The 26,526-nt window shown below is 59.3% G+C and carries 27 protein-coding genes; 9 read left to right on the top strand and 18 right to left on the bottom strand.

Translation table 11 applies throughout. The features are described from left to right. The first annotated feature begins 19 nt into the window (after positions 1–19). A complete protein-coding gene (gene wrbA / locus ACNSOI_RS15820) occupies positions 20–619 on the top strand; it encodes an NAD(P)H:quinone oxidoreductase (protein WP_152438996.1) in 600 nt (199 codons plus the stop codon). 88 nt (positions 620–707) lie between these two features. Here the strand turns inward: wrbA and ACNSOI_RS15815 are convergent, their stop codons facing one another. From ACNSOI_RS15815 to ACNSOI_RS15765, 11 genes are all read right to left on the bottom strand, one after another. Continuing rightward, a complete protein-coding gene (locus ACNSOI_RS15815) occupies positions 708–2,234 on the bottom strand; it encodes an OmpP1/FadL family transporter (RefSeq protein ID WP_420194509.1) in 1,527 nt (508 codons plus the stop codon). A gap of 20 nt (positions 2,235–2,254) precedes the next feature. Then, complete coding sequence (locus ACNSOI_RS15810) at positions 2,255–4,753, bottom strand: hypothetical protein (RefSeq protein ID WP_420194508.1); 2,499 nt, start codon at positions 4,751–4,753, stop codon at positions 2,255–2,257. Positions 4,754–4,951: 198 nt separating this feature from the next. Next, the gene (locus ACNSOI_RS15805; protein WP_152438993.1) at positions 4,952–5,650 is read right to left on the bottom strand and encodes a Crp/Fnr family transcriptional regulator; all 699 of its coding nucleotides are present in this window, start codon (positions 5,648–5,650) and stop codon (positions 4,952–4,954) included. A gap of 274 nt (positions 5,651–5,924) precedes the next feature. Beyond that, the gene (locus ACNSOI_RS15800) at positions 5,925–7,430 is read right to left on the bottom strand and encodes a cytochrome D1 domain-containing protein (RefSeq protein ID WP_420194507.1); all 1,506 of its coding nucleotides are present in this window, start codon (positions 7,428–7,430) and stop codon (positions 5,925–5,927) included. Between the two features lie 40 nt (positions 7,431–7,470). After that, entirely contained in the window at positions 7,471–8,331 is an 861-nt protein-coding gene (gene cobA, locus ACNSOI_RS15795; RefSeq protein WP_106694676.1) for a uroporphyrinogen-III C-methyltransferase, read from the bottom strand. 10 nt (positions 8,332–8,341) lie between these two features. Beyond that, positions 8,342–9,541: a heme d1 biosynthesis radical SAM protein NirJ gene (gene nirJ / locus ACNSOI_RS15790; RefSeq protein ID WP_420194506.1), complete on the bottom strand. Its 1,200-nt coding sequence runs from the start codon at positions 9,539–9,541 to the stop codon at positions 8,342–8,344. A gap of 11 nt (positions 9,542–9,552) precedes the next feature. Continuing rightward, positions 9,553–10,059 carry an Lrp/AsnC family transcriptional regulator gene (locus ACNSOI_RS15785; protein WP_420194505.1) on the bottom strand — a complete coding sequence of 169 codons (507 nt, stop codon included), beginning with the start codon at positions 10,057–10,059 and terminating at the stop codon, positions 9,553–9,555. Continuing rightward, positions 10,034–10,522 (bottom strand): Lrp/AsnC family transcriptional regulator, encoded by a 489-nt coding sequence (locus tag ACNSOI_RS15780; RefSeq protein ID WP_420194504.1) that lies wholly within the window; start codon positions 10,520–10,522, stop codon positions 10,034–10,036. The genes ACNSOI_RS15785 and ACNSOI_RS15780 overlap by 26 nt, the downstream gene beginning before the upstream one ends. Continuing rightward, entirely contained in the window at positions 10,506–11,042 is a 537-nt protein-coding gene (locus tag ACNSOI_RS15775) for an AsnC family protein (protein WP_420194503.1), read from the bottom strand. Before ACNSOI_RS15775 ends, ACNSOI_RS15780 begins: the two co-directional genes overlap by 17 nt. Next, a complete protein-coding gene (locus ACNSOI_RS15770; RefSeq protein ID WP_420194502.1) occupies positions 11,039–11,503 on the bottom strand; it encodes an AsnC family transcriptional regulator in 465 nt (154 codons plus the stop codon). Before ACNSOI_RS15770 ends, ACNSOI_RS15775 begins: the two co-directional genes overlap by 4 nt. Positions 11,504–11,532: 29 nt before the next feature. Beyond that, entirely contained in the window at positions 11,533–13,260 is a 1,728-nt protein-coding gene (locus tag ACNSOI_RS15765; protein WP_420194501.1) for a cytochrome D1 domain-containing protein, read from the bottom strand. 216 nt (positions 13,261–13,476) lie between these two features. Here ACNSOI_RS15765 and ACNSOI_RS15760 point away from each other — a divergent pair, with 216 nt between their 5' ends. From ACNSOI_RS15760 to ACNSOI_RS15740, 5 genes are read left to right on the top strand one after another with little or no spacing between them, the layout of a single operon-like run. Beyond that, positions 13,477–13,815, top strand: coding sequence for a c-type cytochrome (locus tag ACNSOI_RS15760; protein WP_420194500.1), 339 nt, complete (start codon positions 13,477–13,479; stop codon positions 13,813–13,815). 42 nt (positions 13,816–13,857) lie between these two features. Then, positions 13,858–15,060, top strand: a complete 1,203-nt coding sequence (locus ACNSOI_RS15755) for a cytochrome D1 domain-containing protein (protein ID WP_420194499.1) — start codon at positions 13,858–13,860, stop codon at positions 15,058–15,060. Next, positions 15,044–15,844, top strand: a complete 801-nt coding sequence (locus ACNSOI_RS15750) for a hypothetical protein (RefSeq protein ID WP_420194498.1) — start codon at positions 15,044–15,046, stop codon at positions 15,842–15,844. The genes ACNSOI_RS15755 and ACNSOI_RS15750 overlap by 17 nt, the downstream gene beginning before the upstream one ends. Continuing rightward, positions 15,841–16,623: a CbbQ/NirQ/NorQ/GpvN family protein gene (locus tag ACNSOI_RS15745; RefSeq protein ID WP_420194497.1), complete on the top strand. Its 783-nt coding sequence runs from the start codon at positions 15,841–15,843 to the stop codon at positions 16,621–16,623. Before ACNSOI_RS15750 ends, ACNSOI_RS15745 begins: the two co-directional genes overlap by 4 nt. Beyond that, the gene (locus ACNSOI_RS15740; protein WP_420194496.1) at positions 16,595–16,969 is read left to right on the top strand and encodes a hypothetical protein; all 375 of its coding nucleotides are present in this window, start codon (positions 16,595–16,597) and stop codon (positions 16,967–16,969) included. Before ACNSOI_RS15745 ends, ACNSOI_RS15740 begins: the two co-directional genes overlap by 29 nt. Positions 16,970–17,194: 225 nt before the next feature. Here the strand turns inward: ACNSOI_RS15740 and ACNSOI_RS15735 are convergent, their stop codons facing one another. The 6 genes from ACNSOI_RS15735 to ACNSOI_RS15710 all read right to left on the bottom strand — a co-directional run bounded on the left by ACNSOI_RS15735 (position 17,195) and on the right by ACNSOI_RS15710 (position 22,669). Then, positions 17,195–17,434, bottom strand: coding sequence for a cytochrome C oxidase subunit IV family protein (locus tag ACNSOI_RS15735; RefSeq protein WP_420194495.1), 240 nt, complete (start codon positions 17,432–17,434; stop codon positions 17,195–17,197). A gap of 12 nt (positions 17,435–17,446) precedes the next feature. Next, positions 17,447–17,932, bottom strand: a complete 486-nt coding sequence (locus ACNSOI_RS15730) for a cytochrome c oxidase subunit 3 (RefSeq protein WP_420194494.1) — start codon at positions 17,930–17,932, stop codon at positions 17,447–17,449. An 11-nt stretch (positions 17,933–17,943) separates the two neighbouring features. Then, complete coding sequence (locus ACNSOI_RS15725) at positions 17,944–19,767, bottom strand: nitric oxide reductase activation protein NorD (protein WP_420194493.1); 1,824 nt, start codon at positions 19,765–19,767, stop codon at positions 17,944–17,946. Between the two features lie 13 nt (positions 19,768–19,780). Next, positions 19,781–20,731: a 4Fe-4S binding protein gene (locus ACNSOI_RS15720; protein WP_420194492.1), complete on the bottom strand. Its 951-nt coding sequence runs from the start codon at positions 20,729–20,731 to the stop codon at positions 19,781–19,783. A gap of 62 nt (positions 20,732–20,793) precedes the next feature. Beyond that, positions 20,794–22,209 carry a cbb3-type cytochrome c oxidase subunit I gene (locus tag ACNSOI_RS15715; RefSeq protein ID WP_420194491.1) on the bottom strand — a complete coding sequence of 472 codons (1,416 nt, stop codon included), beginning with the start codon at positions 22,207–22,209 and terminating at the stop codon, positions 20,794–20,796. A 10-nt stretch (positions 22,210–22,219) separates the two neighbouring features. Further along, the gene (locus ACNSOI_RS15710; protein WP_072676399.1) at positions 22,220–22,669 is read right to left on the bottom strand and encodes a c-type cytochrome; all 450 of its coding nucleotides are present in this window, start codon (positions 22,667–22,669) and stop codon (positions 22,220–22,222) included. A gap of 184 nt (positions 22,670–22,853) precedes the next feature. Between ACNSOI_RS15710 and ACNSOI_RS15705 the strand changes: the two genes are divergently transcribed. Beyond that, the gene (locus ACNSOI_RS15705) at positions 22,854–23,777 is read left to right on the top strand and encodes an AEC family transporter (protein ID WP_420194490.1); all 924 of its coding nucleotides are present in this window, start codon (positions 22,854–22,856) and stop codon (positions 23,775–23,777) included. Here the strand turns inward: ACNSOI_RS15705 and rrtA are convergent. Next, positions 23,740–24,321: a rhombosortase gene (gene rrtA / locus ACNSOI_RS15700; RefSeq protein ID WP_420194489.1), complete on the bottom strand. Its 582-nt coding sequence runs from the start codon at positions 24,319–24,321 to the stop codon at positions 23,740–23,742. The genes ACNSOI_RS15705 and rrtA overlap by 38 nt on opposite strands. A gap of 113 nt (positions 24,322–24,434) precedes the next feature. Here rrtA and ACNSOI_RS15695 point away from each other — a divergent pair, with 113 nt between their 5' ends. Beyond that, on the top strand, positions 24,435–26,078 hold the full coding sequence (locus ACNSOI_RS15695; RefSeq protein ID WP_420194488.1) for a M12 family metallo-peptidase: 1,644 nt from the start codon (positions 24,435–24,437) through the stop codon (positions 26,076–26,078). Beyond that, positions 26,075–26,524: a DUF6174 domain-containing protein gene (locus ACNSOI_RS15690; RefSeq protein WP_420194487.1), complete on the top strand. Its 450-nt coding sequence runs from the start codon at positions 26,075–26,077 to the stop codon at positions 26,522–26,524. Before ACNSOI_RS15695 ends, ACNSOI_RS15690 begins: the two co-directional genes overlap by 4 nt. The last annotated feature ends 2 nt before the right edge of the window (positions 26,525–26,526 follow it).

Genomic DNA, 26,526 nt, shown 5'->3' with positions numbered 1-26,526 from the left:
CGAACAAGGAGATTATCCGATGGCAAAAGTACTGGTTCTTTATTACTCAATGTATGGCCACATGGAAACCATGGCGAACACCGTGGCTGAGGGTGCAAAAAGTGTTTCAGGTGCCGATGTGGTGGTGAAGCGGGTGCCGGAGACCATGGCAGACCAGACATTCCTGAATGCCGGCGGCAAGGCCGATCAGGCGGCCCCGGTGGCCACGCCGGCTGAGCTGGCGGATTATGACGCCATCATTTTCGGCACCCCGACCCGGTTCGGTAATATGGCCGGCCAGATGCGCACCTTCCTGGACCAGACCGGCGGCTTGTGGGCCGAAGGCAAGCTGCACGGAAAAGTGGCGAGTGTGTTTACCTCAACCGGCACCGGTGGCGGGCAGGAGCACACGATCAGCTCCTTCTGGACTACGCTGGCGCACCACGGCATGGTGATCGTGCCTCTTGGTTACGGCATTCCGGACTTCTTCGATATCTCCGAAGTTAATGGCGGCACGCCCTATGGCGCCTCCACCATTGCTGGTGGTGATGGTTCACGCCAGCCCAGTGAAAAAGAACTCAACATTGCCCGCTATCAGGGCAAGCATGTGGCGGAGCTGGCAGTAAAGCTGCATGGCTGATTGACGGATTTGTGATTCGTTAAACGCGAACAAGGGCAGGGGGTGACCTCTGCCCTTGTTGTTTCTGTCGGTTTTTATTGCGGCGCCATCAGAACCGATAGTTCACCTGGGCCGCCAGGTTGTGCAGTGTGCCCTCACTGGTGCCAATAGCCCGATGGTTGCTGCCCGCCGGGTTCTCCACTGCGGTTACATCACCCTCAGTGATTCGAATCCAGGAGTAGGCCAGATCAACCGACAGGTTGTCCCACCACTGATAGCTGGCCCCCAGGCCGACGATGTAACGGTCGTTATCCGGCCCCCTCGGGGTGCGGAAATCCGAGTTGCGCAGGGGGCTCTGGTCAAAGCTGGCGCCGGTCCTGAGGGTCAGGCGGTCATCCCAGGCATAGCTGGCACCCACGCCAACGCGATAGCTGTCCTCGAATTTCAGAGGTTGAACCAGGTCGCGCCGGCGCACATCGTCACCGCTTTCGGTAATGTCTGAGCCACCCCGGGCAGAGGTGTCTACGTACGATAAACGCAGTTCGTCATACACACTCCAGTTGGTGTAGGTGACGCTGCCCATCACCGCTATGCGGTCTGTCCACTGATGGAAGGCGCTCAGCGTCAGTACATCGGGCAGGGTGATGGTGGATTCCAGGTCGCCGCCCAGGGCGCCACGCTCATCGAACGCGGAGGCAACGGCATCCCGGGCATCTTCCTCGGTGATGTTGGCGAAGCCCTGAACTGTTTGTACCAGGCGTTCCCGGAACTCCGGGTCAAACACTTCTTTTCGCGTGGCCTGGCCGGTGGCCACGTGCTCGGTGCGGCTGCGGTAATTCAGCCCGAAACGGGTTCGGTCGCTGTATTCCCACAACAAGCCAAAGCTCAGGCCGAAGGCCATGCTGTCAATTTCAATGTCGTTCTCGATATCGAACTGTGAGCCAATGCGGGCGACGGCATCTTCCGCCGTGGCGCGGGCAGCGGCTTCGCCTTCCTGTTCCCGAACTCGATCCACCAGGGCTTCCGCAACCAGATAACCGGTATCAATCTGGTTGGTGAGCTTGGCGTCGTACATCTGGATGAAACCACCAAAACCAACCGTCACCGTGTCGGTAACGCGGAACGCGAACACCGGATTGATGTTCACTGTAGTCTGGGAGGTTTCCTCGGAGTGATAACGGCCAGCCCAACCTGTGGGGAAGTCACTGCCCGAGGCAAACGGTGCATAGATGCCGACGCCCACAGCGGCGTCGTCGCTGATCCTGTGGGCGAGGTAAAGATGTGGCGCGATGGACACTTCCTTACTGGTGGCGTTGCCCGGACCACTCACCGGTGTTGGATCCAGGCCATAGGGCAGCTCGATTTTTTCCCGCTGCACGCGCACGTTGTAGTTCAGGTCGGCGTAGATGGCGCTCACGCCAAGACTGGTCTGGGTGCCGCTCAAGCGCAGCAGGCCTGCCGGGTTGTGGGCAACCACCGAAGCGTCTTCCAGCAGGGCCGCAGTGCCGGCAAAGCCATGGCCTGTTTCCTTGGTGCCGTGCTGGGTCAGTTCCAGACCGGCGCCGTGTGCAGTCGATGAGGCAGCCATGATGGCTACGGGCAGCCATGCCCGCAGCGGAGTGTTTGCAGAAAACATAATACTGTCCTGTTAACGGGTCACAGACGAACGTCGATAAATTCTTCGATAACGGTGAGTTCAGAAGGGGTGCTGAAGAAATCCGCCACCTGCATCTGCATTTCAAAGTGGACTTCTTCTCCGTTTGGCAGCGCCACGGTGGCATCGGGTTCATCGCTGCGAGGGTCGTCTACCAGGGTGTCTGGCAGCAGCGGCGAGGAATGCGCGCCGAAGCGGAAAGGCACGGCAATTTGCAGGCCCTGTGGCGTGGTGCCGTCGGCTTGGGTTGAGGGAGTTACCTTGCCGTTGTCCAGGTTGCCCTGGCGGACAAACTCCAGCCCCATGGCGTTAGCCAGCGGGGTGCTGCCGGCAAGCGGTGCGTTCTGGCCCACCGAGGGTGGCAACACCAGGTCAGACGGGCTGGCCTCGGTGCCATCATTGCCGACTACCTGCGAGAGATATACCGGGCGGGCGAAACTCTCTCCATTGGCATCCACCGGGTTGGCGATGGCCTGTGCGTGATTGAGCGGGTCCACCGAATCAATGGCGGCCTGCACCACCGCAAAGAATCGGAAGTAGTCCTCGGTGCCCGGAAACACGCCGGATTCCGCCAAGCCTGAAGCCAGTTGTGGCCCGATGGTGTCAGAGGCCGCCAGGGTTTCCATGATGCCGCCTGTGGGGGTCAGCATGGCAACGGAACGAATGTCCGGGGCCTGGGCCAGGAACGGTGCGGCAACGATGTTGCCCACGGAATGGCCGAGGAAGTGGAGTTCGTTGAAGTTGACGTGATTGAACAGATTGATGTTAAAGCGGCTGGCATTGCAGGTTTTCAGCAAACCCGCCTCGCCGAACAGGGCGTCGGCCATACCGCACTGGCTCATCTGGCCACTGCGAATGTAATGGGCAAGCGAAACCAGATCCAGGCCGCCCTGGCGCAAGGTGTCGCGCTGGGTGAGTGGTTGTGACGGGTTCAGGAAGTGCGCGCCGGAGCCGTCGATGATGCCATCGGAAGTATCGTCGTCACCGCCAACGAGGTCCAGATAATAGGTGCGCTCGATTTTCAGGGGAATGATGTCCCTTGCGGCGTTCAGCGATGAGTTATAGAGCTGGTCGTTCAGGTTGGCCGCGTGCAGGGCCAACCGGCTGTCGTCGGTCGGTAACTGGCTGCGCACCAGTCCGTGCAGGGGCATGTCGATGGCAATCACTGCGAATCCTTTCCGGGCAAGCTCGGAGGCAATGGCCAGGGCATTGGTTCTGTCCTGCTGGATGGCGTGTTGGAAAATCACCAGGGGATAACCACCCGCAGGGCGCGCGGGCACCCCGGACGCGCTCGGGTCTGGCACGGCAAGTACCACGGGAACGGTGTTCCAGGTTGTCAGTTGGGGCATCTGGGCTTCACCACCGTTGCTTAGGCCGCGGGCATCGTCCGAGTTGCAGCTTCCAGCTTCACAGGTCCACTTGGTTGAAAGTACAACCTCGTCCGTCGCCGGGCTGTTGCCCCAGATATCCACGTTATCAGGTGTTGCGATAAACGATGGCAGCTGGATAGTTCCCGGGTAGATGATGGCTTTGTCGCCCGGAGCCTTCGGAGCATCCTGGCCTAGTAGCGAGCCGATGGTCAGAAAACAGATGGCCGTCTGGCAGGTTGTGCTGCCATTGCCGGGCATCGAAAGCTGGTTGTTCTTGATGGCCTGGGCGGCTGCCAGGAAGGTGTCGTCCTGTTGCTGCGTGGTCACACCCCAGCCCAGCAACAGATCATCCCGGCTCAGGCCGAAACGGCTGTCCTCCACCAACGGTGCGATGGCCGGGTTGGTGGTGCACTGCAACAGGGCTGGGTCGGAGCGGTCCGGGCTGTCGCACTGGTCCAGCAGGTTAGTGCCTTTGGCAATGGACCATTGCAACGGGCTGCCAACCAACGCGCCGTCAGGGTCCAGCACGCCTTTGGTAATGACGGCGGTATAGCTGGTGCCTTTCTCCAGGGCGCGGGTGGGAACGATCAACAGCTCGCGGGCTTCAGCGTTGTACTGCACACGGTAATCGGTTTCCGGTACCAGCTCGCGGTCGACGGCGGTGGGTTGAACCCGCTCCGGGTAGGTGTTGGCGGCCGTGGTCATCCGGAACACGCGAACTGTGTTGCCTGCCTGCAAGCTGGCCGCATCCACATCACCGGTAAAGGCGACGCGCCAGGGAGCGATGGTGGAGAAGCCATCCAGCTCGTTCAGTCCTTGAACCAGTGCGGCAGAGGAGGCTTCCGGGTCTGCTACCGGCGCGTTGATGGTGCCGTCTTTCGGCGCACTGGCATCTGCTTCGAACAGCAGGTTGGTGGGAAACGGCAGAACCTGGTTCGCCGGGTCGAAGGCCACGTTCACTGTGGAAAACGCGCGCCCATCCTGACCGTCGGAACCGTTGCCGGCGCCTGTGGCATCGTTGGAGGTGGCTTCACCTCCTGTGCTCAGGCACCCGGTCAGCATGATGGCAATGGAACTTGCCAGTAATCCTTTCATCGAAGCAACCGGCAGACGGCTTGACTGCAACTTCATTGTGCAACACCCCATGTTACGACTTTTCGTATTTGTTTACGGAACGGAACAGGATGTTACGTATGTGGCGGAGAGGTTTATTGGCCTGATCAGCAAAGGGCCGCGTCAAAATGGCATAATTTGCACGTTGACGGGTCTCAGGCCCTTGGCATGGCGGTCATTGGGCAGCTTTGTGCGTGATGTCTCAAATTGGCCGGTTCAAGCCTTTGCTGCAGTTTTCAGTCGGGAGAAAGTGGCGGGTACAACACCAAGCCACGAGGCAAGCTGGTTATCCGGTACCCGTTTGATCAGTTCCGGGTATTCGTCCACCAGAAGGGCGTAGCGTTCTTTGGCAGACATAGTGTGCTTGCGATATTCCCGCATACTGGTGAGCTCTGCCATTTCCTCGGTCAGTACCAGGGCAAATCTGGCCCACAATCCGTCGCCGTGGCTCTGAATAGCTGACCGGAAAGCCGCGAAATCGGCAACCCAAACGGTGGCGGGCAGCACGCTGGTAAGGCACAGGGTATTGCGCACGGTGCGGCTGCGCCCGAACACCGGCCAGATCAGGTCGCCTTCGGTGAAGAAGTGATGAATGGCCACTTTGCCGGTCGGGGATTCCCTGAACAGTCGGAGGATGCCGTACTGGATGAGGTACACGTTGGCCCAGGGACGGTCGTGTTTTTCCAGTGGTGTTTCGGCGTCGATGCGTTTTTGGTGGAACAGGCGGGCGAGGTCACTCAGGAACAGGGCTTCGGGGGTGTCCTGTTTTTCATTCAGGCAGATCCCGAACGCATGGCTCAGGCCGTTCAGCAGGGCCACTTCCGCAGGGGCGGTGTCGTAGCGGATGATGTCGTTGGTTTCATCCCCCAGCAAGCAGGGTGCGGAGGCCATGGGTGGCCTGAAACTGCTGTTCATAATCTAACCTTCGCGACATTGGCGTAGGTCAATTATCCTACCATAAAACAAACATCCAAAATGACTTATATAATTAAGCTTATTTGATGAAATCGATAAGTATATTGCCGATGCTGGATGCCACAGGTGGGGAGGCTCTTTCCGAAACTGTGCGGAGCCAGGGATGGCGGAGCCCAAGCGACACATGGATGTGCCGCAAGGAGCGTGTTTCGGAAAGAGCCTCCCCACCTGTGGCAAAGGCACAACCTTGAAGGCTAGGTAATTAGCGAGCCACTTAGTGGCTGGTTCCCTCCTCGTAATTAATCTTGTTCCACACGTTGTACTTACCGGACGGCTTTTTCATTGGAATGCGCTTTTCTTCTTCGAGCGTGTCGGCGTCGTAAACAATGATGGCGCCGTCGTCGTCCCAGATGCTTAGTAGCAGTTTCTCACCATGGCGGTCGAATTCCACGTGGGCGGCGACTTTGCCGGGTTCCGGCTGCAGGGTTTTGGCGATTTCCAGGGTTTGTTTGTCGATGATGTGGACCTTGTCGGCGTTGGGGCCGAAGAATACGTCTGCCCAGGCGTAGCGGGAGTTTTCATGGCTGCGCATGAAGAAGCCCGGGCCTTCGGTGTCCAGGGTTTTGATCACCTGCCAGGTGTCCATGTCGATGATGGCGATGGCGCCGGCCCGGAAGTGGGGGGTGGCCATTACGCGGTGGCCTTCGTGTTCCCAGGTGATGCCGGAGCCCAGGTGGGGCATGCCCGGTAGTGGCAGTTCGGCGGTGGTGTTGCCGGTGTCCAGGTCGATGACTACGCCGTGCTTGCCGTCGCGGGCGGCGCCAATGAGGTGTTGGTAGCCGGGGTCGAAGAAGAAGTCATCCAGCAGGGTGTCGGTGGTCATCCGGCGCACGTTGGCCTTGCGGTTTTCAACGGTGATTTCCCAGGCTTCGGGTATGTCTTTCAGGGCGGCGATGAAGCTGCCGCGTGGTGGCGCGGTGTAGACGGCGCTGACCCGGGAGGTTTCACCGGCGTCGTTGTCGACGGGGATGAGATCCAGCATGTCCAGATTGGCGGCATCAAACAATACCAGGGTGTGAGGAAGGTAGTTGGCGGCCATCACGTAGTTGCCGTCAGCCGAGACAGCGATGTTGCGCATGTTGATTCCAGCGCGGACTTCCGCCACCACTTTCAGGTTGTAGATGTCGTATTTGGTGATCCAGCCATCCCGTGAACCAAAGTACACGTAGCGGCCATCCGGGCTGTATTTGGGGCCGCCGTGCAAGGCAAAGCGGCTGGGGAAGCGGTGAATCGGTTCCATGCTGTCGCCATCCAGCAGGGTGACGTGGTGGTCGCCGATTTCTACTACCAGGAACAGGTTCATCAGGTCGGCTTCGAATACCGGGTCGTCGGGTAAGGCGCCTTCAGGGTGGATAACCTCCCGGCTATTGCGGATTTCGGCTTCGCCCCATTTCAGCGGGTGTGTTGGCGCCTGGTACATGAACTCGGTCAGAGCGGTGATCTGCTGGTCGTTCAGGACGGTTTCATAGCCCATCATCTGGGTGGCGGCCCGGCCCTTGCGAATGACGTTTTCGGCGTCAGCTTTTCTGAGCCGGGACAAATTATCCGGCAACAGGGCCGGGCCCATGCCGCCGAGGCGGTCGGTACCATGGCAGGCGGCGCAGTGTTGCAGGTACAGGGTGTCTGTATCCACGGTGTCGCTGGCCGCCGGGCCTGCTATCAGAGCGGCGGCAATCACCAGTGCTTTGGTCAGTTGAATGCGCGGTTTGTTGAGATTCACCAGCAACGGCTCCCGGTCCAGATTGTTCAGAATAAGGTGCTCAGGCCGGCCGGCGGGCGACGGTTGCCGCCGGGCCGGTCAGGGCGCTGTTCCAGCCGGCTTGCGCCGGGCGGGCCAGTTTTTCCGCCAGCTGTACCACTTCCCCTACTATAATCAGCGTGGGTGGTTGGAAGTCTTCCCGGGCAATGGTCTCCACCAGGTTGTCCAGGGTGGTGACGGTCATGTGCTGAAGCGGAGTCGTACCCCGTTCTACCAGGGCCACCGGGCACTGCCCGGACAGTCCGTGGGCGGTCAGTTCCCGGACAATGGTGGGGGCGTTGTGCAACCCCATGTAGAACACCCGGGTTTGGCCCGGCGCAGCCAGTACCTGCCAGTTCAGCTCCAGGCTATGGTCGGCCTTGCGGTGGCCGGTGACAAAAGTCACGCTCTGGGAATAGTCCCGGTGGGTCAGGGGAATGCCGCAGTAGGAGGCACAGCCAGCTGCCGAGGTAATGCCGGGCACAACCTGGAAGTCGATGTCGTTCTCCACCAGGAACTCGGCCTCTTCGCCCCCGCGGCCGAAGATGTAGGGGTCGCCACCTTTCAGGCGAACCACCCGACGCTGTTTCATGGCCAGTTGCACCAGCAATTCGTTGGTTTCTTCCTGGGGCACGTAGTGGCAACCACTGGCCTTACCCACATGGATACGTTCGGCCCGGGGGTTGACCAGTTCCATGATCTGGGGTGAGACCAGCCGGTCGTAGACGATGGCATCGGCCTGTTGGATCAGCATCAGGGCCCGCAAGGTCAGCAGTCCCGGATCACCGGGGCCGGCGCCGACAATGGCCACTTCGCCCGCCCGCAAGGGTTGTTCCGCCAGCTGGAATTCCACCAGGCATTTTTTCCGTGGATGTGTGTTCATGGCGTGTTCCTTACAGGTTGTGAACCGGGATTTCGACAATCGGTGCGGCCACTCTTCGTGGCAGGTCTCCAACCACACCAATTTCGTCATTGGTGAGGTAGCAGCCGGGGTCTTCCTCCCAGAAGTCGCCGGACACGTTATAGGCCCGTACCCGGGTGTTACCGTTGCAGATGTTCAGGTATTTGCAGTCTGCGCAGCGGCCTTTCACCGGGCGCGGGTGCTGGCGGAAGCCCTGCATCAGCGGGTCGGTGGTTTCAGACCAGATCTTTGAGAACGGAGTCTGGCGCACGTTGCCCAGGTTGTGGTCCCACCAGAAGGTGTCCGGGTGTACCACGCCCAGGTTGTCGATGTTGGAAATGTTCACGCCGGCGGAGTTGCCACCCCAGTTGGTCAGCCGCTGGGTGAGGGCAGCCACCTGGTCCGGGTAGTGTTCCTTGGCCCATTCGATCAGGAAGGGGCCGTCGGCGTCGTTGTTGCCGGTGACGTATTCCCGCTCGATGCCCCGCTTGAGTTCGTCGTGGCAATGGTTGAACAGCAGGTTCATGGCGTCGCGGGTCATGTCGTACCAGGCGTCGCGCTTCTTGTTGCGACCGCCGCGGCCGGAGTAGTTCAGGTGCGACAGGTAGAATTTGTCGATCTGGTGCTCGTCGAGCATCTCCAGCATGGCCGGCAATTCCGGGTAGTTGTCCTGGGTCAGGGTGAAGCGCAGGCCTACCTTGATGCCAACCTGCTTGCACAGGGCCACGGCGTGCATGGATTCCCTGAAGGCACCCTTTTTCTGGCGGAATTCGTCGTGGGTGGCCTCCAGACCATCGATGCTGATGCCCACATAGTCGTAACCCACGTCTTTGATCTTGCCAATGTTCTCTTCGGTAATCAGGGTGCCGTTGGTGGACAGGCCCACATAGAACCCCATTTCCTTGGCGCGATGGGAGATGTCGAAAATATCCGGGCGCATCAGGGGCTCACCGCCAGAGAGAATCAGCACGGGCACCCCAAACGCTTTGAGGTCGTCCATCACGGCGTAGACTTCCCGGGTGCTCAGCTCGCCCTTGAAATCGATATCGGCAGAGATCGAGTAGCAGTGTTTGCAGGTGAGGTTGCAGCGGCGGATCAGGTTCCAGATCACCACCGGGCCACTGGGTTTGGGCAGCGGGCGCACCGGTGCCGGGTTCATCAGGCTCTTGATGTAGCGGGTCATGCGAAACATGGTGTTGCTCCCTATTTCCTCAACCGCAATCCGGTTTTTTTCAGGATGGCGGAGCTGTAGAGAATGGTGTGGCCCGAACAGCTTGCCCCGAGTAGTTCCCGAATCTGCTGTGCTTTGTTTTCCACTTCATCCCGGCTGGTGCCGTGGACCATGGCAAACAGGTTATAGCTCCAGTAGGGCAGGTGCCTGGGGCGCCGGTAGCAGTGGCTGACAAACGGCAACTCGCCCACTTTTTCACCGAGTTCAGTGATGGCCTCGTCGCGGACATCCCATACGGTCATGCCGTTGAAACGGTATCCGAGTTTGTAATGGTCTGGCACAGCTGCCACCCGGCGAATAATTCCGGTTTCCTGCATACGCTGGAATCGGGCAAGCACTTCGTCGGCGGGCATAGCGAGCTGGTGCCCGAGTTCGGCCCAGGGGTCGGGCACCAGAGGCAGCCCGCCCTGGGTGGCCAGGATCAGTTCCCGATCCCGGTCACAGAGTTGGTGATCAGATCGGGAAGTGGAGGTGGACATGGAATTCCTGCTCCTTGGGCATGTTGTAAACCGGGTAGCCGGTGAGGTCTTCAATCTGGCTGATGGTGTCGGCAATCGCTTCCGGAGTTTCGGTGGCCAGTACAAACCACATATTCAGCTCATGCTCCCGCCGGTAGTTGTGGGCCACTTCGTCAAAGCGGTTTACCTGCTCCGTTACCCGTTCAAAGTCCTGTTCGGGAATGCGCATGGCGGCGAGGGTCAGGCCGCCCCCCATTTCGCCGGCATGGAACATGGGGCCAAAGCGGGTCAGGGTGCCGTTGGCGAGCAGAGCCTTGAGGTGGTCCAGCAAGTCCTGTTCGGTCATGCCGATTTCCTCGGCCACGTCTTTATAGGGCGTTCTGGTTAACGGCAGCCCCGTTTGCAGTCGGTTGATGATTGCCCTCTCGACCGGCGTGAAATCCGGGACTTCGATAGGGCTGCGTTGCTCAGCGGTCGCTGACATAGCGTCCTCCGCGCTGGAGGTAGGCTTTGTTGCTGAACAGAACGGCATGGGGGATGCCTTCCAGACCGTGCTCGAGAACAAGCTGTTCGAGCTGGCTTTGAACACGGTTTCGGTCAATGCCGTGAATCATGCAAAACAGGTTGTAGGGCCAGTCTGGCAGGCGCCGTGGGCGCTGATAGCACAGGGTAACGATCGGTGAGGCGGCCAGTGCTTTGCCCAGTTCGGATACCCGTTCGTCTGGTACATTCCAGACGGCCATGGCATTGGCGCGGTACCCCAGGGTGCGGTGTTTCACCACAAGGCCAAGGCGTTTGATCAGTCCTTGTTGCTGCCATTGGCTGACGGCCAGCATAACTTGCTGTTCGGTCAGGCCGGTGCGCTCGGCCAGGGTCAGGTAAGGTCTTGGGGTCAATGGCAGACCGTTTTCCAGTTGCTCCCGGAGCCTGAGTAAGCCCCAGGCGCTGATGGACTGGGTGTCAAACAGGTAGTTCTGATCCTGGCGGGTGGCGGGCAGGTTCATGGCAGCGCCTCCCAGTCGATATCGAAGCCAAGATCAATGTGATAACCCTCAACCATTGGAAGTCTTAGCATGGGTAGCTTCAAATGGTGTTCCAGTTCGTCCAGACGCTCTTCCAGAATGTCGTCATTGGGTGCTGTCATCACGAACCAGAGATTGTAGGTGTGCTCCCGGGCATAGTTGTGGTTTACCCCCGGGGCACGGTTGATCCGGGCGGCCACCAGATCCATCTGTTCATCGGGTGCCGCCACGGCAGCCAGCAGGCTGGCGCCCGCCTGGCTGTGCTCAAACACCGGTCCAACCCGGCTGAGCACCTGCTGTTCCTGCAGGGCAGACAGTCTTTCGATAACCTCTTCTTCGGTCAGGCCCAGTGCTCGGGCCATGTCCTCGTAGGGGCGTTCACTGACGGGCAGGTCACGCTGGTACCTGTCGATCAGTTGTCTGTCTGCCGTGTCCAGTCTCATCAGATAGCTCCTCCGGGCCGGGGCCGGGATCAGTACACGTCGTGCTGGGTGTTGTAGACGTTGAACTTGCCGGTTGGTGTGACCAGGCGTTCGTCGTCTATGACTTTCTTCAGCTTGCGGGTCTTGTCATCGACCACCACGATGGCGGATTTCTTGTCCTGGGTATTCCAGACAGAGAACCACACCTCGTCACCCTTCACGTTGTACTCAGGCTGAACCACCCGCTTTGGTCCTTCACCCAGATTTGCCCATTCGGCAATGGGCAGCACTTCGTAGCCGGCATCAAAGTTGTTGATGTCGAACACCGCCACGCTCTGGCTGATGCTTTCCAGCGGGTGCAGGGCGGTATCTACCCAGAGGTTCTTGGACTTGGGATGGGTTTTCACGAACAGGGAACCACCGCCCTGGCCGTTGACCGTGCGAACCACTTTCCAGGCTTTGTCTGGATGGTTTTTCGGGTCAGTGCCGATCAACTGAATGGTCGGGTCACCCAGGTGAGAGGTCGCCCAGACCGGGCCATGCTCGGTATCCACGAAGTTGGCGCCACGGCCCGGGTGGGGGATTTTGCCAACGTCCACGATAGCCTCCAGGTTACGGTCCTGGGCATCCACAACGGCGATCTTGTCGGAGTTGTTGGCGGCGGTCAGGAAGTAACGCATGCTGGCGTCCCAGCCTCCGTCGTGCAGGTACTTGGCCGCATCGATAGAGGTGATGGTCATGTTGTCCAGGTCTTCGTAGTTGGCTAGCAGGATCTTGCCGGTTTCCTTGACGTTGATAATGAACTCTGGATGCGCGTGGGAGGCCACGATAGCGGCAACACGGGGTTCCGGATGGTATTCCTGGTCGCCCACGGTCATGCCCCGGGTGCCGACAATTTTCCTGGGTTCCAGGGTTTCACCGTCCATGATCACGAACTGGGGTGGCCAGTAGGTGCCGGCGATGGCGTACTTGTCTTCCCAGCCTTTGAACTTGGAGGTTTCAACCGAGCGAGCTTCCATGCCGACCTTGATCTTGGCGACGGTTTCCGGCTCTTCCATCCACAGGTCAATCATGTTCACCAGGGCGTCACGGCCGATCACGAACAGATAGCGTCCTGAAGCACCCATGCGGGAAATGTGCACGGCGTAACCGGTCTTGATGATTTTGGCGATTTCATGGGTGTCGCCATCGATCAGGGCAATCTCACCGGCATCACGCAGGGTCACGCTGAACAGGTTTTCCAGGTTCAGCTTGTTCATCTGCTTGGTGGGGCGCTTCTCGGGCGGGATCACCACTTCCCAGGTGGCCTTCATGTCGGCCAGGCCGAACTCGGGAGGCTGGGGTGGCTCGTGCATGATGTACTTGGCCATCAGCTCGACGGTTTCTTCGTCGAAGTCACCGGAGGTGAGCCAGTTCGGCATGCCGGCTGGGGAGCCATAGCTGATCAGGGCTTTCAGGTAATCCATGCCCCGTTCCTGGGTGATGTCGGTGGTCAGCGGCTTGCCCGTGGCACCTTTGCGCAACACACCGTGACAACCGGCGCAGCGCTCGAAGTAAATCTGCTTGGCGCGGGCGAACTCTTCGTCGGTCAGGTCAGGCGCGCCAGGGGTGCGGACGACTTTGGCAGACGCGGCATCGATTGAGCTTGGGGTGCCCTCGTAGGCTACGGAGGCTTCATCAACGTTCTTGTGTGGCTGTGCCTGCACGGTCATCACGCCCATAGACGTAATGGCCACGGCAACGGCCAGAGGTTTGATCATCATGTCGGTCACTCTCATCAGGTTCTCTCCTTGGTATTCAAGAGTGCTTACTAGGTTTCTCTTGTTGCTGTTTCTGAACATTGATTAATGTCACGGGTTTACATCTTTTCAAGAGAGTACCCCTAGGTGGGTATGCCCAAAGATCTCTGGCAGTGAGTTAAAAGTTTAATCAATATCAAGGTTATGAATGAGGCGTATCCGCAGCATGAAGGCCTGGTTACAGGAGATGTCGAGATGAACAGCTTGTGGCCCTCGGGGGTGAGGAAAGTGCCGGTTGCCGTGCTCCTCTGGTTGGCGCTTCCGGTTGCTGTCGCGCAGCCCGCCAGCGAGGAGGAGTTGACCAACTTTGTCATTCAGGATTGCGGATCCTGCCACGGCCTGACCATGCGTGGAGGCCTGGGCCCTCCGTTACGGCCGGAAGATCTGAGCCAGCTGCCGGAAGCTGCGATTGCCGCCATCATCCGCGAAGGGGTGCCCGGCACGGCAATGCCGCCCTGGAAAGCCCTGTTGACGGACGATGAGATTGACTGGATAAGCCAGCAGCTGAAGTCAGGTGCTTTACTGAGTGACTGACGAAGCGCGAAACCGCCCTTCGTCACTAACCAAGGAACTGCCATGAAAGCATTGTTTCGTTTAACGCTCCCGCTGCTGATGTTGGCCGTGCTGACCGGTTGCCAGTCTGTGGCCACCGCACCGGCGGACAATCTGCGGGGCACTGGTGACCTGGGCCTGATCATTGAACGGGCCACAGGCTCCGTTCTGGTCATTGACCATTCCGAGTACGAAATTCTCGGCCGGGTTGAGGGTTTGGGTGATTTGTCCCATGCCTCGGTGGTGTATTCCCGTGATGCCCGTTATGGCTATGTGTTCGGTCGCGATGGTGGGCTCACCAAAGTCGACCTGCTGACCCAGACCATCGTCAACCGGGTGATTCAGTCTGGCAACAGCATCGGCGGCGCCATTTCACAGGATGGCCGTTATGTGGCGGTGTCTAATTACGAACCTGGCGGCGTGAACATTTTTGATAGCCGCACCCTGGAGAACGTACTGACCCTGCCGGCAACCTATACCAACGCCAGCGGTGAGCAGGACCAGTCCAAAACCGTAGGGTTGGTGGACGCACCGGGCAATCAGTTTGTTTTCAGCTTGTTTGAAGCCGGCGAAATCTGGACGGTGGATATGGTTTCGCAGCCGCCGGTCGTCTCCCGCCACCCGGCGGGCAAACAACCCTACGATGCTTTGATCACTCCCGATGGCCGTTACTACATTGCCGGCCTGTTTGGTGAAGACGGCTTGTCCATGATGGACCTTTGGGCACCGGAGCAGGGCGTGCGAAGCATTCTGCCGGATTATGGCAAGGGCGAACAGCGCCTGCCGGTGTACAAGATGCCCCACCTGGAAGGCTGGGCCATCGCCGATGGCCACGCGTTTGTGCCGGCGGTTGGTCGCCATGAAGTGCTGGTGGCGACAATGGATGACTGGAGCATGGTGCAACGCATTCCGGTGCAAGGTCAGCCAGTGTTTGTGATGGCGAGCCCGGACAACCGCCAGATCTGGGTCAGCTTTGCCCATCCGGATAACGATGTGGTGCAGGTGATTGACGCCCAGACACGGGAGATCATTCGAAGCCTGGAACCCGGAAAGTCTGTTCTGCACATGGAGTTCACGCCCCGTGGTGAGGAAGTCTGGGTGTCGTCCCGGGACAGCGACCGGATAACCGTTTACAGCACCCGCACGCTGGAGGAAGTGGCCACCCTGCCGGCCCGTAAGCCGTCGGGTATTTTCTTTACCAGTCGGGCCCATGCGCTGGGGCTGTAAATTCCAATGGGGCTGGTGCGCGGCGTTGGTCGCCGCCGGCTTTGTGCCTGTGGCACCTGCTTTGGGCGCTGAAGCGCTGGAGTTGCGAGTGCATTCGGAGTTGGCGTCGTACACCGTGGCGCAAAAGCGTTTGCAGGCATATCTCGACCGGCAAGGGTGCGAGGCAAGCATAAACGTTGAGTTGGGCGAGCCCGCGCCGGGAGCAGAATTCGAGGATTGGGCCCTGCGCCCAGAGCTGGTTTTCTCCGCACAGTCTGTTGGGGGTGAACGGGTCCTCAAGGCTGTCAACCCGATAGGGCAAAGCCCGGTGCCGGTGTGGGTAACCCGGAAAACGTCGGGAGTCCGCTCGCTGGCAGAACTGCAGGGTCGGGATGTATCCCTGGTGGCGGGCGCGGATCCGGTCGGCGGAACCGCAGCTATACAGGCGTTGGCGGGCCAGGGCGTTACGCCCACCCGGGGCCAGCGTTATGTTGCGGCAGATTACAGTTCCGCCCTTGGCCTGTTGCTGCACAACAACACCCATGCGGCGGTTTCGGAACTGGGGTTTGTGTCGGGGTTGTTGGAATCGCAAGGGTTGGCGGTTACCTGGCAAGGCCAACCTGTAGAGGGTGCCGGCTGGTATCAATCGGCATTGGAGGGATCGGCTAGCCAGCTCGATCTTTGCCTGGCGGCGCTGACCCGGATACAGAGATCCGATGACAGGCAGATGTTTCAGTTATTCCCGGAATGGGTGTCCGGTTTTGTGCCACCCGAATCCACGCAAGAAAAGGATAGTGCTCCATGACTTTCTACCAGCCAGTAGGCAATGAAGTGGAACTGTTCAGAGCCGCTGCCGATAATGGCTTACCGGTTCTGATTAAAGGCCCGACGGGCTGCGGTAAAACACGCTTTGTCCGTTACATGGCCGAAAAACTGGGCCGGCCGGTGTACACCGTCGCCTGCCATGACGACCTCACCGCCTCAGACCTGGTGGGCCGACATCTGATCGGCCCGGACGGCACCTACTGGCAGGACGGCCCCCTGACCCGGGCGGTGCGAGAAGGTGGCATCTGCTACCTTGATGAAGTGGTGGAGGCCCGAAAAGACACCACCGTGGTGTTGCACCCGCTGGCCGATGATCGCCGGGAACTGCCCATTGAACGCACCGGTGAACTGCTGCAGGCAGCGCCAGGCTTCATGCTGGTGGTGTCCTACAACCCGGGCTACCAGAGCCTGCTCAAGGGCATGAAACCGAGCACCCGGCAGCGGTTTGTGTCCATGAGTTTTGATTATCCGAAGCCTGAAATTGAGCAGACGATTGTGCAGGAAGAAGCCGGCTGTGACGCTGATCTGGCGAAGCAGCTGGTGAGCCTGGCGGCGTCTCTGCGCAAGCTGAAAGATCACGACCTGGAGGAGGCGGCGTCGACCCGGTTGTTGATCCACACGGCCTATCTGATCCGCTCCGGCGTGCCGGCTGTTGAAGCCTGCCGCGCCGGTCTCATCGAACCGTTGTCGGACGACGCGGTGACTGTCAATGCACTCATGGAGGTGGTGTATGCCTTATTCGGCCAGTCAGAAGAGTGAAACCCCGGGGGCGGTGGCCCCGGTGATCTGGTACCTGCTGAATTTGCTGGCGTTGCCGGTTATTGGTTTTCTAGTGTTGCTTTCGATTGCGATGAAGTCCGGGGAAGATAATCCGGTACGTCGTGCTCACAGCAAGGCGGGTGTCTATATGTCCATACTGGGCGCCGTGCTGATCAGCTCTGGTGTCCTGATTGCCTGGCTGATACACGGCAATACCGGCAGCTTCTGGACCTTCGCCATCGTCTGGGCCATCGTTCTCCACACATCGTTTGTACTTTGGGGGATGATTGCTTTGGCGCAGGCTATTGGTGATAAGCCGCCTTATTTTCCGCGGCGCCTGTTGTGAAGATCTAGGTTTGGAGCGAGTCGCAGCCGGGTAGGCCTTTCCAAAACACGCTCCTTGCGGCACATCCATGTGGCGCTTGGGCTCCGCCATCCATGGCTCCGCACAGTTTTGGAAAGGCCTACCCGGCCGCTCCTGTCAACATTTTCATGGTATTCCGCGCAGTCACAGCGTGTTTTGGAAAGTCTATCCCACCGGCCTGAGGCTTCCTCGAAAGTTCAACGAAATTCACGCAACAAAATGAATCCCCGCAAGCACCGCAACAACCACAACCGCCCAGCCCTGCGACGCCAATCGCCACCCGAAGGGCGCGTGCTTCATCTCCATAAAGTGATCAACCAGTAACAGCGCTTTGACAAGTACCAACGCGAAAACCAGCCAAACCAGAGCTGAGACATCAGCGCCCATCTGCATGGCGATCACCGGTGCCATGGTGCAAACCATCAGGATGATGTAAACCGCGAACATGGTTTGGTCTCCTTACGCCAACACGTACAACATGGGGAACAGCACCAGCCATACCAGGTCGACCATATGCCAGTAGGATGCGCCGGATTCCATGCCATTCATGTCGTCGCCGTTGTACTCGCCTTTTTTCACTTTTACCGCCAATACCACCAGGACGATCTGGCCCAGAACCACGTGCATGAAGTGGAAGAAGGTGTAGATGCAGGAGGCGGCGATGCCGGCCCACAGCAGCCCGGCTACGCCGGGTTTTCGGTCTCGCAGGCGGTGAACGGCCAGGGCAACCAAGTAGCTGGCGGTGATCAGGCCGATGGTGTTGATCAGGCCGGTCCAGGGGTGCAGGGCTTCTTTGCCGGCGGCGAAGGTGGCCGGGTCGAGGCTGCGGGCGACGCCGTAGCCGATGAACAGAATGCCGAACACGGCCAGTTCCGCGAAGATGAAGAACCACGCGGCGAGGTCGCCGGGCAGGTGCGGTGATCGGGCGGCCTGACTGCGAGCCATCAAATCCTCCGTTATCGGGTCAGGTTCAGGTACAGCTTGGGCAGCTGTGCGGGCAGTTGGGTCGGGTCTTTGATGACCACGTAGTTGGTGCTGCCGAACACGTAGGGCAGGTACTCGTTGGCCTCTTCGTCAATGGTGACGCAGAACGGGGTCAGGCCGGCTTTGTGGGCTTCCTGTACTGCCATTCGGGTGTCTTCCACGCCATATCGGCCTTCGTACAGGTCCAGGTCGTTGGGTTTACCGTCGGTCAGCAACAGCAGGATCTTCTGGTGTTCTGGTCTTGCTTGCAGCAGTTTGGTGGACTGGCGGATAGCAGCCCCCATTCGGGTGTAATAACCCGGCTCCAGGGCCTGTATGCGCCCGCGGCTGGTGTCGTTGTAGGGCTCATCAAAGCTTTTGATGTGATGGAAGCGGATGTGGTCCCGTCGCCGTGAGGAGAACGCAAACAGTGCAAAGGGATCACGGCTGGCGGTGAGGGCTTCGCTGAGTAATTGCAGGCCATCCCGGGCGATGTCGATCACCCGTTGATTGTTGTTGATGTAGGTGTCGGTCGACAGGGATATGTCGGCCAGTACCAGGCACGCGAGGTCGCGCTGGTTTTGTTTGCACTGGCGGAACAGCTTCTGGTCCAGGTCGCCGGCCCCGCGCCGTTGCTGGACCACCCGCTCCAGGCAGGCATCCAGGTCGAGCTCTTCGCCTTCCCGTTGCCGTCGTTCCCATTGGCGCAGGGGTTTCAGGGCGCTGAACTGCCGACGCAGGGTTTGCGCCGGATTTTTCAGGCGCTCGGGCAGGGGCGAGGGCACTGCTTCTCTGCTTAGCATGGGCTGCAGGCAGCAAAACTTTTCCCGGAAACCCTGACGGCGCCAGTCCCACTCGGGCAGGTGGATGCCCGGGCCCAGAAACAAGTCGTCGTTTTCCTCAGACGGCAGGTCCAGGTCAAATTTGATGGCAGAAGACGCTTCCCGGCGGTCCATGGAAATGGAGATCATGTCCATGTCATCGGCCACGGACTCCGCATCGTCTTCCTCGCTGTCGTCCCCGGCGCGGTCCACGGGTATGAACTCGGACCAGGAGAACAGGCTTTCAAGCCGGAACAGCATGATGCCCTGGTCTTTATCAAAGGCATCCACCCGTTCGGCCCGGCGGCGCTTGCGTTTCTTGGCCAGGCCACCGGATTTGGACTGGGTGTTGTCGTCGCCACTGATCTGGCCTTTCAGTTTGCCGCGCCCCAGTATCGGGTATAGCCAAAGCACCACCGGCCATGGGTCGGTGAGGGCATCGGGCAGGTCGGTCACGCTGCCGGGATGAATCAGGGCCTGGCGAATAGCTTTTTCACGCTCCGCTTCGTTGCCCCGGAGTGTGTCCGGGCGAGGTCGCCAGTGTAGGGTGTGGCGAACCAGCCGCTGGTACATGGGTTCCAGCCCCGGCCATTGGCCAAGTAATTGTTGAACCATGGCCTGGTTGCCCTGCAGCCAGCTGTGGTGATGGATTTCTCCGAGTGAGGCCAGGGCGGCAAGCCACAGGTACAGTTCCCGATTGATCTTTCGGGATGGAAACAGGGCCAGTTGTTCCGGCAGGCGCAGGCTTTCTTCATCCCGCCAGGCCAGTTCAAACTTGCGGTGGGTGCCGGCCAGTTTCTGCACGAACCGCCGGCGAATCTGGAAATGCCGGGGCTCGGCTGTCACCAGGCTCAGGGCCGGGTCGCCGCCCAGGGCGCGGAACAGCACGCCCAGGGTGCGTGCTTCGTCTTTCAGGTGCACAGTGTGTTCGGGGAACTCGCCCATGGCCTGGCGGGTTACGTATTCGTGCCACTTTAATCCGACCCACTCTTCCATATCGACTCCTGAATCAGGCGCGGGATTGGCGCGGAGGGGAATGTATCTGGCGTACCGGAATCAGCACGGTTTGTTTGCCAGGGGTTCCGGGTTCCCAGGTCAGCAGGGAACCTTGCGGGTTGTCTTTTTGCACCTCACGGCAGGCGCTCACACATTGCAGGCACTGAGTGCAGGAGAACTTGGCTCGCTTGTGGCTGCGGGTAGGCAGGCGCATGGGGCAGGCTTCATCGCAGGCCTTGGTGCAATCCCGGCAGGCGGCGGCCCTTTCGGTATCGAAAGTCACCACCCGCCCTTTGCCGTTGGCCATCCAGGCAATGCTTTGAATCAACCCGAAAGCACAGCCGTATTTGCAGAACAGGTGCCGGGCGAAGAGAAAATCAAAGGTGAAGATGGCGGTGGCAACCGCCAGGAAGATGGCCGGGTACAGGCTCAGTTGGCCGGTTATCAGGTCCAGGTACAAAGGGATCGGCGGTAACAGGTAAGACAGCAGGGCCAAGGCCCAGGAGAAGCCGATGGCGGCACACACCAGAGTCAGGCCCGCCCAGTGCAGGGCTTTGCCGGTGTTGCCTTTTTTCAGGGCTTCCCAGAGGGTAGGGCGGCCGGTAATCCTAGTCATCCTTTTGTTGATGATTTCAACCACCGAGAAATGCGGGCAAAGCCAGCCGCAGTAAATTCGCCCCCACTTCAGGGAAATCCAGAGTACCAGAGGTACCAGGGTCAGTATGGGCAGCACAAACCAGAACAGGATCTGACCAGCCACTTCGGCCGGGGTGCTTTGGGCCACCCAATCAAGATTCAGGTTAAACGACAGGGGAAAGCCCAGCAGAATAAACCGGGTTTCGGTCAGGTCGTATCGGAAAATGTTCAGGGCAGGCGCAAGCAGGAACAGCAGGAAAAAGGCGGTGCGGGTGATCAGCCGCTTCTGCTGAAGGGTGTCTATGGGATTGACGGTTTGCGCATGCACTTGGGTTGTCCAGGGGTTCGGAGGATTTGCCGGGGCCCGAAGGCCCCGGCGATCAGCCTTGGTCAGGCGTCAGCCGTAGCAGGACCGCGCACTTCCTCTTCCGGGCTTGCCTGGCCCTTGATGAAGAAGCTGCCGAGGTACACGACCAGGCCTGCCATGAAGAAGGCGCCAGCGACGAATCGCATCCAGTAGAACAGGGCAATCTGATCCTGGCCGGCCATGAAGGACAGCGCAGCACCGCTTTCGGGTATGCGTTGCAGCCACACCTGCAATACGCCTGCGGCGGTCAGGAACAGGGTGATGAACACCATGGAGATGGTCATCAGCCAGAAGCCCCACATTTCCACCACCTGCGCGGTGTTGCTGTTGCCGTAGGGACGGCCACGCATGATGGGCACCGCGTAGGAAATGATGGTCAGTACGATCATCACATAGGCGCCGTAGAAGGCCATATGGCCGTGGGCTGCAGTAATCTGGCTGCCGTGGGTGAAGTAGTTCACCGGTGCCAGGGTATGCAGGAAGCCCCACACGCCCGCGCCCAGGAACGCCATCACGGTGGTGCCCATGGCCCAGAGCATAGCGGCCTTGTTCGGGTGATTTCGGCGACGACGGTTGATCATGTTGAAGGCGAACACCACCATCATGAAGAATGGCAGCGGTTCCAGTGCCGAGAACACCGAACCCAGCCACAGCCAGTACTCCGGCGGCCCGATCCAGAAGAAGTGGTGGCCGGTGCCGATGATGCCGGTAATCAGCGCCATGGCAACGATCACGTACAGCCACTTCTCGATCACTTCACGGTCTACACCGGTCAGTTTGATCAGCACGTAGGCGAGGATGGCGCCCATGATCAGTTCCCACACGCCTTCTACCCAAAGGTGAATGACAAACCACCAGAAGTACTTGTCGGTGGCCAGGTTGCTGGGGTTGTAGAATGCGAACAGCCACAGCACGGCCAGGCCGATAAGGCCGGTGATCAGGATGATATTGACCACGGTCTTGCGGCCCTTGAGAGCCGTCATGATGACGTTATAAAGGAAGCCAAGGATCACCAGCAGCAGGCCTATCTTGGTGAGCGTGGGCTGCTCCAGAAACTCCCGCCCCATGGTGGGGAAGTATTCGTTGAAGGTCAGCTCAGCGAGGCGGGCATAGTCCACGAATAGGTAGCCAAGAATGGTCAGGGTGCCGGCAGCGGCAAACACCCAGAACAGTATCCAGGCAAGCAACGGGCTGTGCAGTTCGGTTTGTGCTTCTTCCGGCACCATGTAGTAGGTGGCGCCCATGAAGCCGAACAACAGCCAGACAATCAGCAGGTTGGTATGAACCATCCTGGCCACGTTGAAGGGGATTTCCGGAAACAGGAAATCACCGACTACGTATTGGAGCCCCAGAACCAGGCCGAACACAATCTGGCCGACAAACAGGATCAGGGCAAAGATGAAGTAGGGCATGGACACCCATTGCGATTCGTATTTCATGCTTGTTCCCTCAGCCTTCGATGTTGGGTGGCCAGTTGTTGTCGTCGATCTTGGATGTCCACTCCAGGAAGGCAGACAGCGCATCGATATCTTCATCGCTCAGATTGAAGTTCGGCATCTGGCGGCGGCCCGGGATGTTGGTAGGCATGGCGTTCATCCACGCCCGCATGTAGGACTTGAAGACCTCGGTATCTCCCGCGCCACGGCGGTCAAACACGTTGGCCAGTTCCGGAGCAAAATAGGCACCTTCGCCCATGATGGAGTGACAACCCACGCAGTTGTTGTTCTCCCAAATGTGTTTACCGCGCACCACCTCTTCGGTGAGCTGATCGCGGTTATCCCGCTCGGGCATAGCCCGGACCTGTGTGTCAAAAGTCAGGGCCAGGAACAACAGGACGAAGAATGCACTTCCTCCCAGATAGATGTTCCTGGCCATGCTTTTGGTAAAGCGCTCGGCCATTGGTCTCACTCCTTGCTTGTTGGAATACCTGACTGCCCTGCTAGGATATAAAGATGTATTAATAATGCTATTGATGATTATCAAAGAAGATCGCCGATTTCTCCATTGCGCCGGGGAGTTACCTCTTCATGGGTAGGTGTTAGACTGCTGCGCTTGAGGTGAAAGATTGTCTTTTGGAGGCGCCATGGCGGCCGCGTTGGTTTTGTTTGTAAAACTCCTTCCCCTGTATGTCACCGTTGCTCTGGGCTGGGTTGCCGGGCGCTACCTGGAGGCCAGTGGAAAACATATCGCCGGGATCATGCTTTACATCGTGACGCCCTCGGTCGTGTTCTCAGGAGTCATGGCTGCACCGCTGACGCCTCAGGTCATTCTGTTGCCCGCCCTGGTATTCGGTTTCTGCACCCTGATTGCCCTGATTCACCTGGCCATTGCCCGCAAACTACTGACCGACGGCAGTGCATCCGTTATCCCGTTATCGGTGGGTACCGGCAACACGGGTTACTTCGGTATTCCTGTGGCTTTGCTGTTGTTTGGAGAGCAGGGGCTGGCCCTCTATATCGTGTGCATGCTGGGCACCACGCTGTTCGAGAATTCGGTGGGCTTCTATCTGGCGGCAAGGGGCAAGTACAGCATTCGCGACGCACTGGTGCGCGTGGCACGACTGCCGTCGGTGTATGCTTTTGCCGCGGCAGTGGCGTTGAATCTGTCTGGAGTGTCGATTCCGGAGGCGTTTGTGCCGTTGTTCGATAATCTGCGCGGCGCCTACAGCATTCTGGGCATGATGATCATCGGGATGGGCATTCTGAGTTTCCGGGGCCTGGCCGGCAATCCGGTGTTCACTGGCCTGGCCTTTTTTGGCAAGTTCGTCAGCTGGCCGGCGCTGGCGCTGGCCTTCTGGTGGCTGGATGCCCAGGTGCTGGGCATTTACGACCTGGCGGTGCACCAGGCTATTTTCCTGATTTCCATCACCCCGATTGCCGCAAACACGGTAGTGATTGCGACTTTACTGGATGCAGCCCCAAGACAGGCGGCCGGTACGACCCTGCTCAGTACGCTGTTTGCGCTCGGTTTTATTCCGGTGATGATTGCCTTGGTGTTCGGGGCGTAAGCAGGCTAAGCCCAGCGAATACTATCCCGCCAGCGAAACCCAGGGCATGAGCCTGCCAGACCACCGGCCCCCCGATGAAGCTGGCGGTATCGGCAAGGCCTAGCCCGGCGGACTCCATCACCAGTTTGCCGGCCAGCAAGACAAGAATGCTGGCCGACAACACCCGATCTTCCCTGAAACCACGGATAGCAAGGATCGCAGCCAGCCCGTGCAGGCAGCCGGAAAAGCCCCGGTAGCCGGGCTGCTCCGGTAGCAGAACGAGGAGCCCCAGGGAAATAAAAAGTGCCAGCCAGATCAGGGCGATGGACAGGGTTAACAGTGGCAGAAAGCGCGGGTAGAGGGCCAGCACCACGGCAAGCCCCGCAAGGTTGAGCACCAGGTGCCAGCCATTCAGGTGAGCCAGATGGCCGGTGACCAGTCGCCACCATTCGCCGGAATGAGCCACGTCTGGCTGCCACTCAAGGCAGCTGGCCGGCGCAAGGAACAGAATGGCCAGCAGGGCCATCAGTGCCAGTGCGGGCTTGTTAACCGTTCGATACCCCAAGTGGGACACACTCCTCATAAATACAGACCGTTACGGTAACTGGCTGGCCTGCCGGGTCTACTGTCTCTAGTTTGCGCGAAATCTTGAAGTCTGAACAGAAAGGGATCCTCCCCGTGATACGTAAGTTCCGTTTGATGACCACCATGGTGCTCCTGCTGATGGCCTTGCCGGCCAATGCAGAATCAACCGATTCACTGCAATTGTGGATTGATGGCCAGAGCTACGATGTGGCCCTGACCAGCAATGAGCGGCTGGCCTCGGCTCTGGCGCAGCAGACCAAAGGGCATCACTATCGGGGGCAGGTGGCCGAAGACCCGCAAAGCTGGGTTCGGGTCTCCCGCCTCGACGGCGGCTGGGAGGGGTTGGCCTATGTCTTCGGGCGAATGCACGCGGTTGGCGGTGACTCCGCCCGTAACCAGCTGGCGAACCAGAGCTTCAGCTTCCAGAGCGTTCCCCAGTGCGGCCTGGACCACGCCCACACCGAGGCGGAAATCTCCCCGGACTCGATCATGTCGCCGATGATGGCGCAGGCGGTGTCTGCCAGTTACGACAGCCTGTGTGAAAACCGGGTGGCGGGCGCCTGCCTGCTGCTCGAGCTGGAAGTGGCATTTGATCGGCAGTTTCAGGACCGGTTCCCTGGGGATTACCAGGACCGCGCGCTCAGCATTCTGAACATGGTAGAGGGGTTCTATTTCGAGCAACTGGGAATTGGGCTGGATACCCTTAGCATGACGTTTCTGCAGTCGGAAGTGTTCACGACCTCAACCAGCGCCAACGAACTATTGACTGATGTTCAGGCCAAGGTTGCTGAGGGTAGTCTGCCTTTTCAGCAGAACCGCCGGGCGTTGTTTCATCTGATCAGTGGCCGCGATTTCGATGGCTCTACGGCTGGTTTGGCCTGGGTCGGCACCTTGTGCAGCGCCCATGGCTATGGAACCGGGGTGACCAATGCCTTTGACTCGAATGTGCTGACGGCCGTGGTGGTGGCCCATGAACTTGGACACAACCTGGGTTCTGGTCATGACGGTGACGGCAACAGTTGTGAGGGCGGCTACATCATGAGTTCCTGGGCCAATAAGAACGCCACGAGTTTTTCTTCCTGCTCAGAATCCAGCTTTATATCCACCATCAACAATCGCACCGCACTCGAGCAGTGCTTCAATTTCCCGGCCGATGCATCCATGGCGGAGAGCGAATCGAATCCTGAGGCTTTGGCCGCCTCCGAGAACTTTGTTACCTACTTTGAGGTGGCCTACGAGCAAGCCTCCCAATCCGCGGATTGGCTGGAAGTCTCCGGCGAGATCGAGGGCGACGGTGCGGCGTTTGAACTGGTGAGCATTGATGGCGCTGCCTGTGAAACGGACGGCAGCACGTATCTTTGCAAAGACATTATTCCCGGCACCAGCGACATGGCTTTGGTTATTCAGGGCGTGTCCGGCACCGGTGGGGAGCTGGTGATTTCCCAGCGGGTAGCCCTCATCAGCCTGAACGGCGAGGTGCTGGATGTCCGCCCGGAGAATAACCGGCTTGAGACCCGATTCACCGTGGAACCAGCGACTGAATCAGAGCCGGATAGCGGCGGTGAGCAAACGGGTGACGGCGGCACAATCGTTCGTGCCGACCCGGACCAGACAGGTAATAACGCCTCAGTAAATTCTGGCGGCAGCAGCGGTGGTGGCAGCATGGGGCTTGGCTGGCTGGTTCTGGCCGCAGCAGCCGGTGCTCTGAAATGGCGCCAGCGCGGGAGGATGGCATGAAACCGATCGTTGTCGCAGTAATTCTATCCGTGTTGTTGGCGGGTTGTGCGGGTGCGGGCAAAGACGCCAGTCCTGCAAGCAGCATTGAGGAGGCAAAATCGCTTTGGCAGGCCCAGGGGGTTAAGGGTTACGAAGTCACCATCGAACAAACCTGTTTCTGCCCGCCAGACCTGCTGCAACCGATGCGCGTGACGGTCAGGGAGGGCAAGGTGATCGACATTGAGGGGCTGCAGCAACCCCTCAACCACCCGGACATTCTGGATGAGCGCAGGCTCACCATCGAAGGTTTGCTGGACCTGGTAGAGCAGGCCCGGGGCAGTGCCGACAAACTGTTGGTGGAATATGACCCGCACTATGGCTTTCCGGCATCGCTGGAAGTCGACTATAGCCCGTTCATCGCTGATGATGAATTTTCCTATCGGCTGACCGACTTCCAGGCCTACTGATC

The organism is Marinobacter sp. GH_1 (assembly GCF_048595985.1).
Lineage (GTDB): Bacteria > Pseudomonadota > Gammaproteobacteria > Pseudomonadales > Oleiphilaceae > Marinobacter > Marinobacter shengliensis.
The sequence above is the reverse complement of the archived record's forward strand: the minus strand, read 5'-3'. Positions and strand labels throughout refer to the sequence as shown.

Excerpts from the sequence above, each read along its gene's own strand:
- ACNSOI_RS15730 (WP_420194494.1), bottom strand. The coding sequence starts at position 17,932 with ATGGCTCGCAGTCAGGCCGCCCGATCACCGCACCTGCCCGGCGACCTC.
- ACNSOI_RS15775 (WP_420194503.1), bottom strand. The coding sequence starts at position 11,042 with ATGAACCTGCCCGCCACCCGCCAGGATCAGAACTACCTGTTTGACACC.
- ACNSOI_RS15780 (WP_420194504.1), bottom strand. The coding sequence starts at position 10,522 with ATGTCAGCGACCGCTGAGCAACGCAGCCCTATCGAAGTCCCGGATTTC.
- ACNSOI_RS15770 (WP_420194502.1), bottom strand. The coding sequence starts at position 11,503 with ATGAGACTGGACACGGCAGACAGACAACTGATCGACAGGTACCAGCGT.
- ACNSOI_RS15765 (WP_420194501.1), bottom strand. The coding sequence starts at position 13,260 with ATGAGAGTGACCGACATGATGATCAAACCTCTGGCCGTTGCCGTGGCC.
- ACNSOI_RS15745 (WP_420194497.1), top strand. The coding sequence starts at position 15,841 with ATGACTTTCTACCAGCCAGTAGGCAATGAAGTGGAACTGTTCAGAGCC.
- ACNSOI_RS15815 (WP_420194509.1), bottom strand. The coding sequence starts at position 2,234 with ATGTTTTCTGCAAACACTCCGCTGCGGGCATGGCTGCCCGTAGCCATC.
- ACNSOI_RS15755 (WP_420194499.1), top strand. The coding sequence starts at position 13,858 with ATGAAAGCATTGTTTCGTTTAACGCTCCCGCTGCTGATGTTGGCCGTG.
- ACNSOI_RS15710 (WP_072676399.1), bottom strand. The coding sequence starts at position 22,669 with ATGGCCGAGCGCTTTACCAAAAGCATGGCCAGGAACATCTATCTGGGA.
- ACNSOI_RS15740 (WP_420194496.1), top strand. The coding sequence starts at position 16,595 with ATGCCTTATTCGGCCAGTCAGAAGAGTGAAACCCCGGGGGCGGTGGCC.
- ACNSOI_RS15705 (WP_420194490.1), top strand. The coding sequence starts at position 22,854 with ATGGCGGCCGCGTTGGTTTTGTTTGTAAAACTCCTTCCCCTGTATGTC.
- ACNSOI_RS15725 (WP_420194493.1), bottom strand. The coding sequence starts at position 19,767 with ATGGAAGAGTGGGTCGGATTAAAGTGGCACGAATACGTAACCCGCCAG.
- ACNSOI_RS15690 (WP_420194487.1), top strand. The coding sequence starts at position 26,075 with ATGAAACCGATCGTTGTCGCAGTAATTCTATCCGTGTTGTTGGCGGGT.
- ACNSOI_RS15715 (WP_420194491.1), bottom strand. The coding sequence starts at position 22,209 with ATGAAATACGAATCGCAATGGGTGTCCATGCCCTACTTCATCTTTGCC.
- ACNSOI_RS15760 (WP_420194500.1), top strand. The coding sequence starts at position 13,477 with ATGAACAGCTTGTGGCCCTCGGGGGTGAGGAAAGTGCCGGTTGCCGTG.
- wrbA (WP_152438996.1), top strand. The coding sequence starts at position 20 with ATGGCAAAAGTACTGGTTCTTTATTACTCAATGTATGGCCACATGGAA.
- ACNSOI_RS15735 (WP_420194495.1), bottom strand. The coding sequence starts at position 17,434 with ATGTTCGCGGTTTACATCATCCTGATGGTTTGCACCATGGCACCGGTG.
- ACNSOI_RS15785 (WP_420194505.1), bottom strand. The coding sequence starts at position 10,059 with ATGTCCACCTCCACTTCCCGATCTGATCACCAACTCTGTGACCGGGAT.
- ACNSOI_RS15750 (WP_420194498.1), top strand. The coding sequence starts at position 15,044 with ATGCGCTGGGGCTGTAAATTCCAATGGGGCTGGTGCGCGGCGTTGGTC.
- nirJ (WP_420194506.1), bottom strand. The coding sequence starts at position 9,541 with ATGTTTCGCATGACCCGCTACATCAAGAGCCTGATGAACCCGGCACCG.
- ACNSOI_RS15810 (WP_420194508.1), bottom strand. The coding sequence starts at position 4,753 with ATGAAGTTGCAGTCAAGCCGTCTGCCGGTTGCTTCGATGAAAGGATTA.
- cobA (WP_106694676.1), bottom strand. The coding sequence starts at position 8,331 with ATGAACACACATCCACGGAAAAAATGCCTGGTGGAATTCCAGCTGGCG.
- ACNSOI_RS15805 (WP_152438993.1), bottom strand. The coding sequence starts at position 5,650 with ATGAACAGCAGTTTCAGGCCACCCATGGCCTCCGCACCCTGCTTGCTG.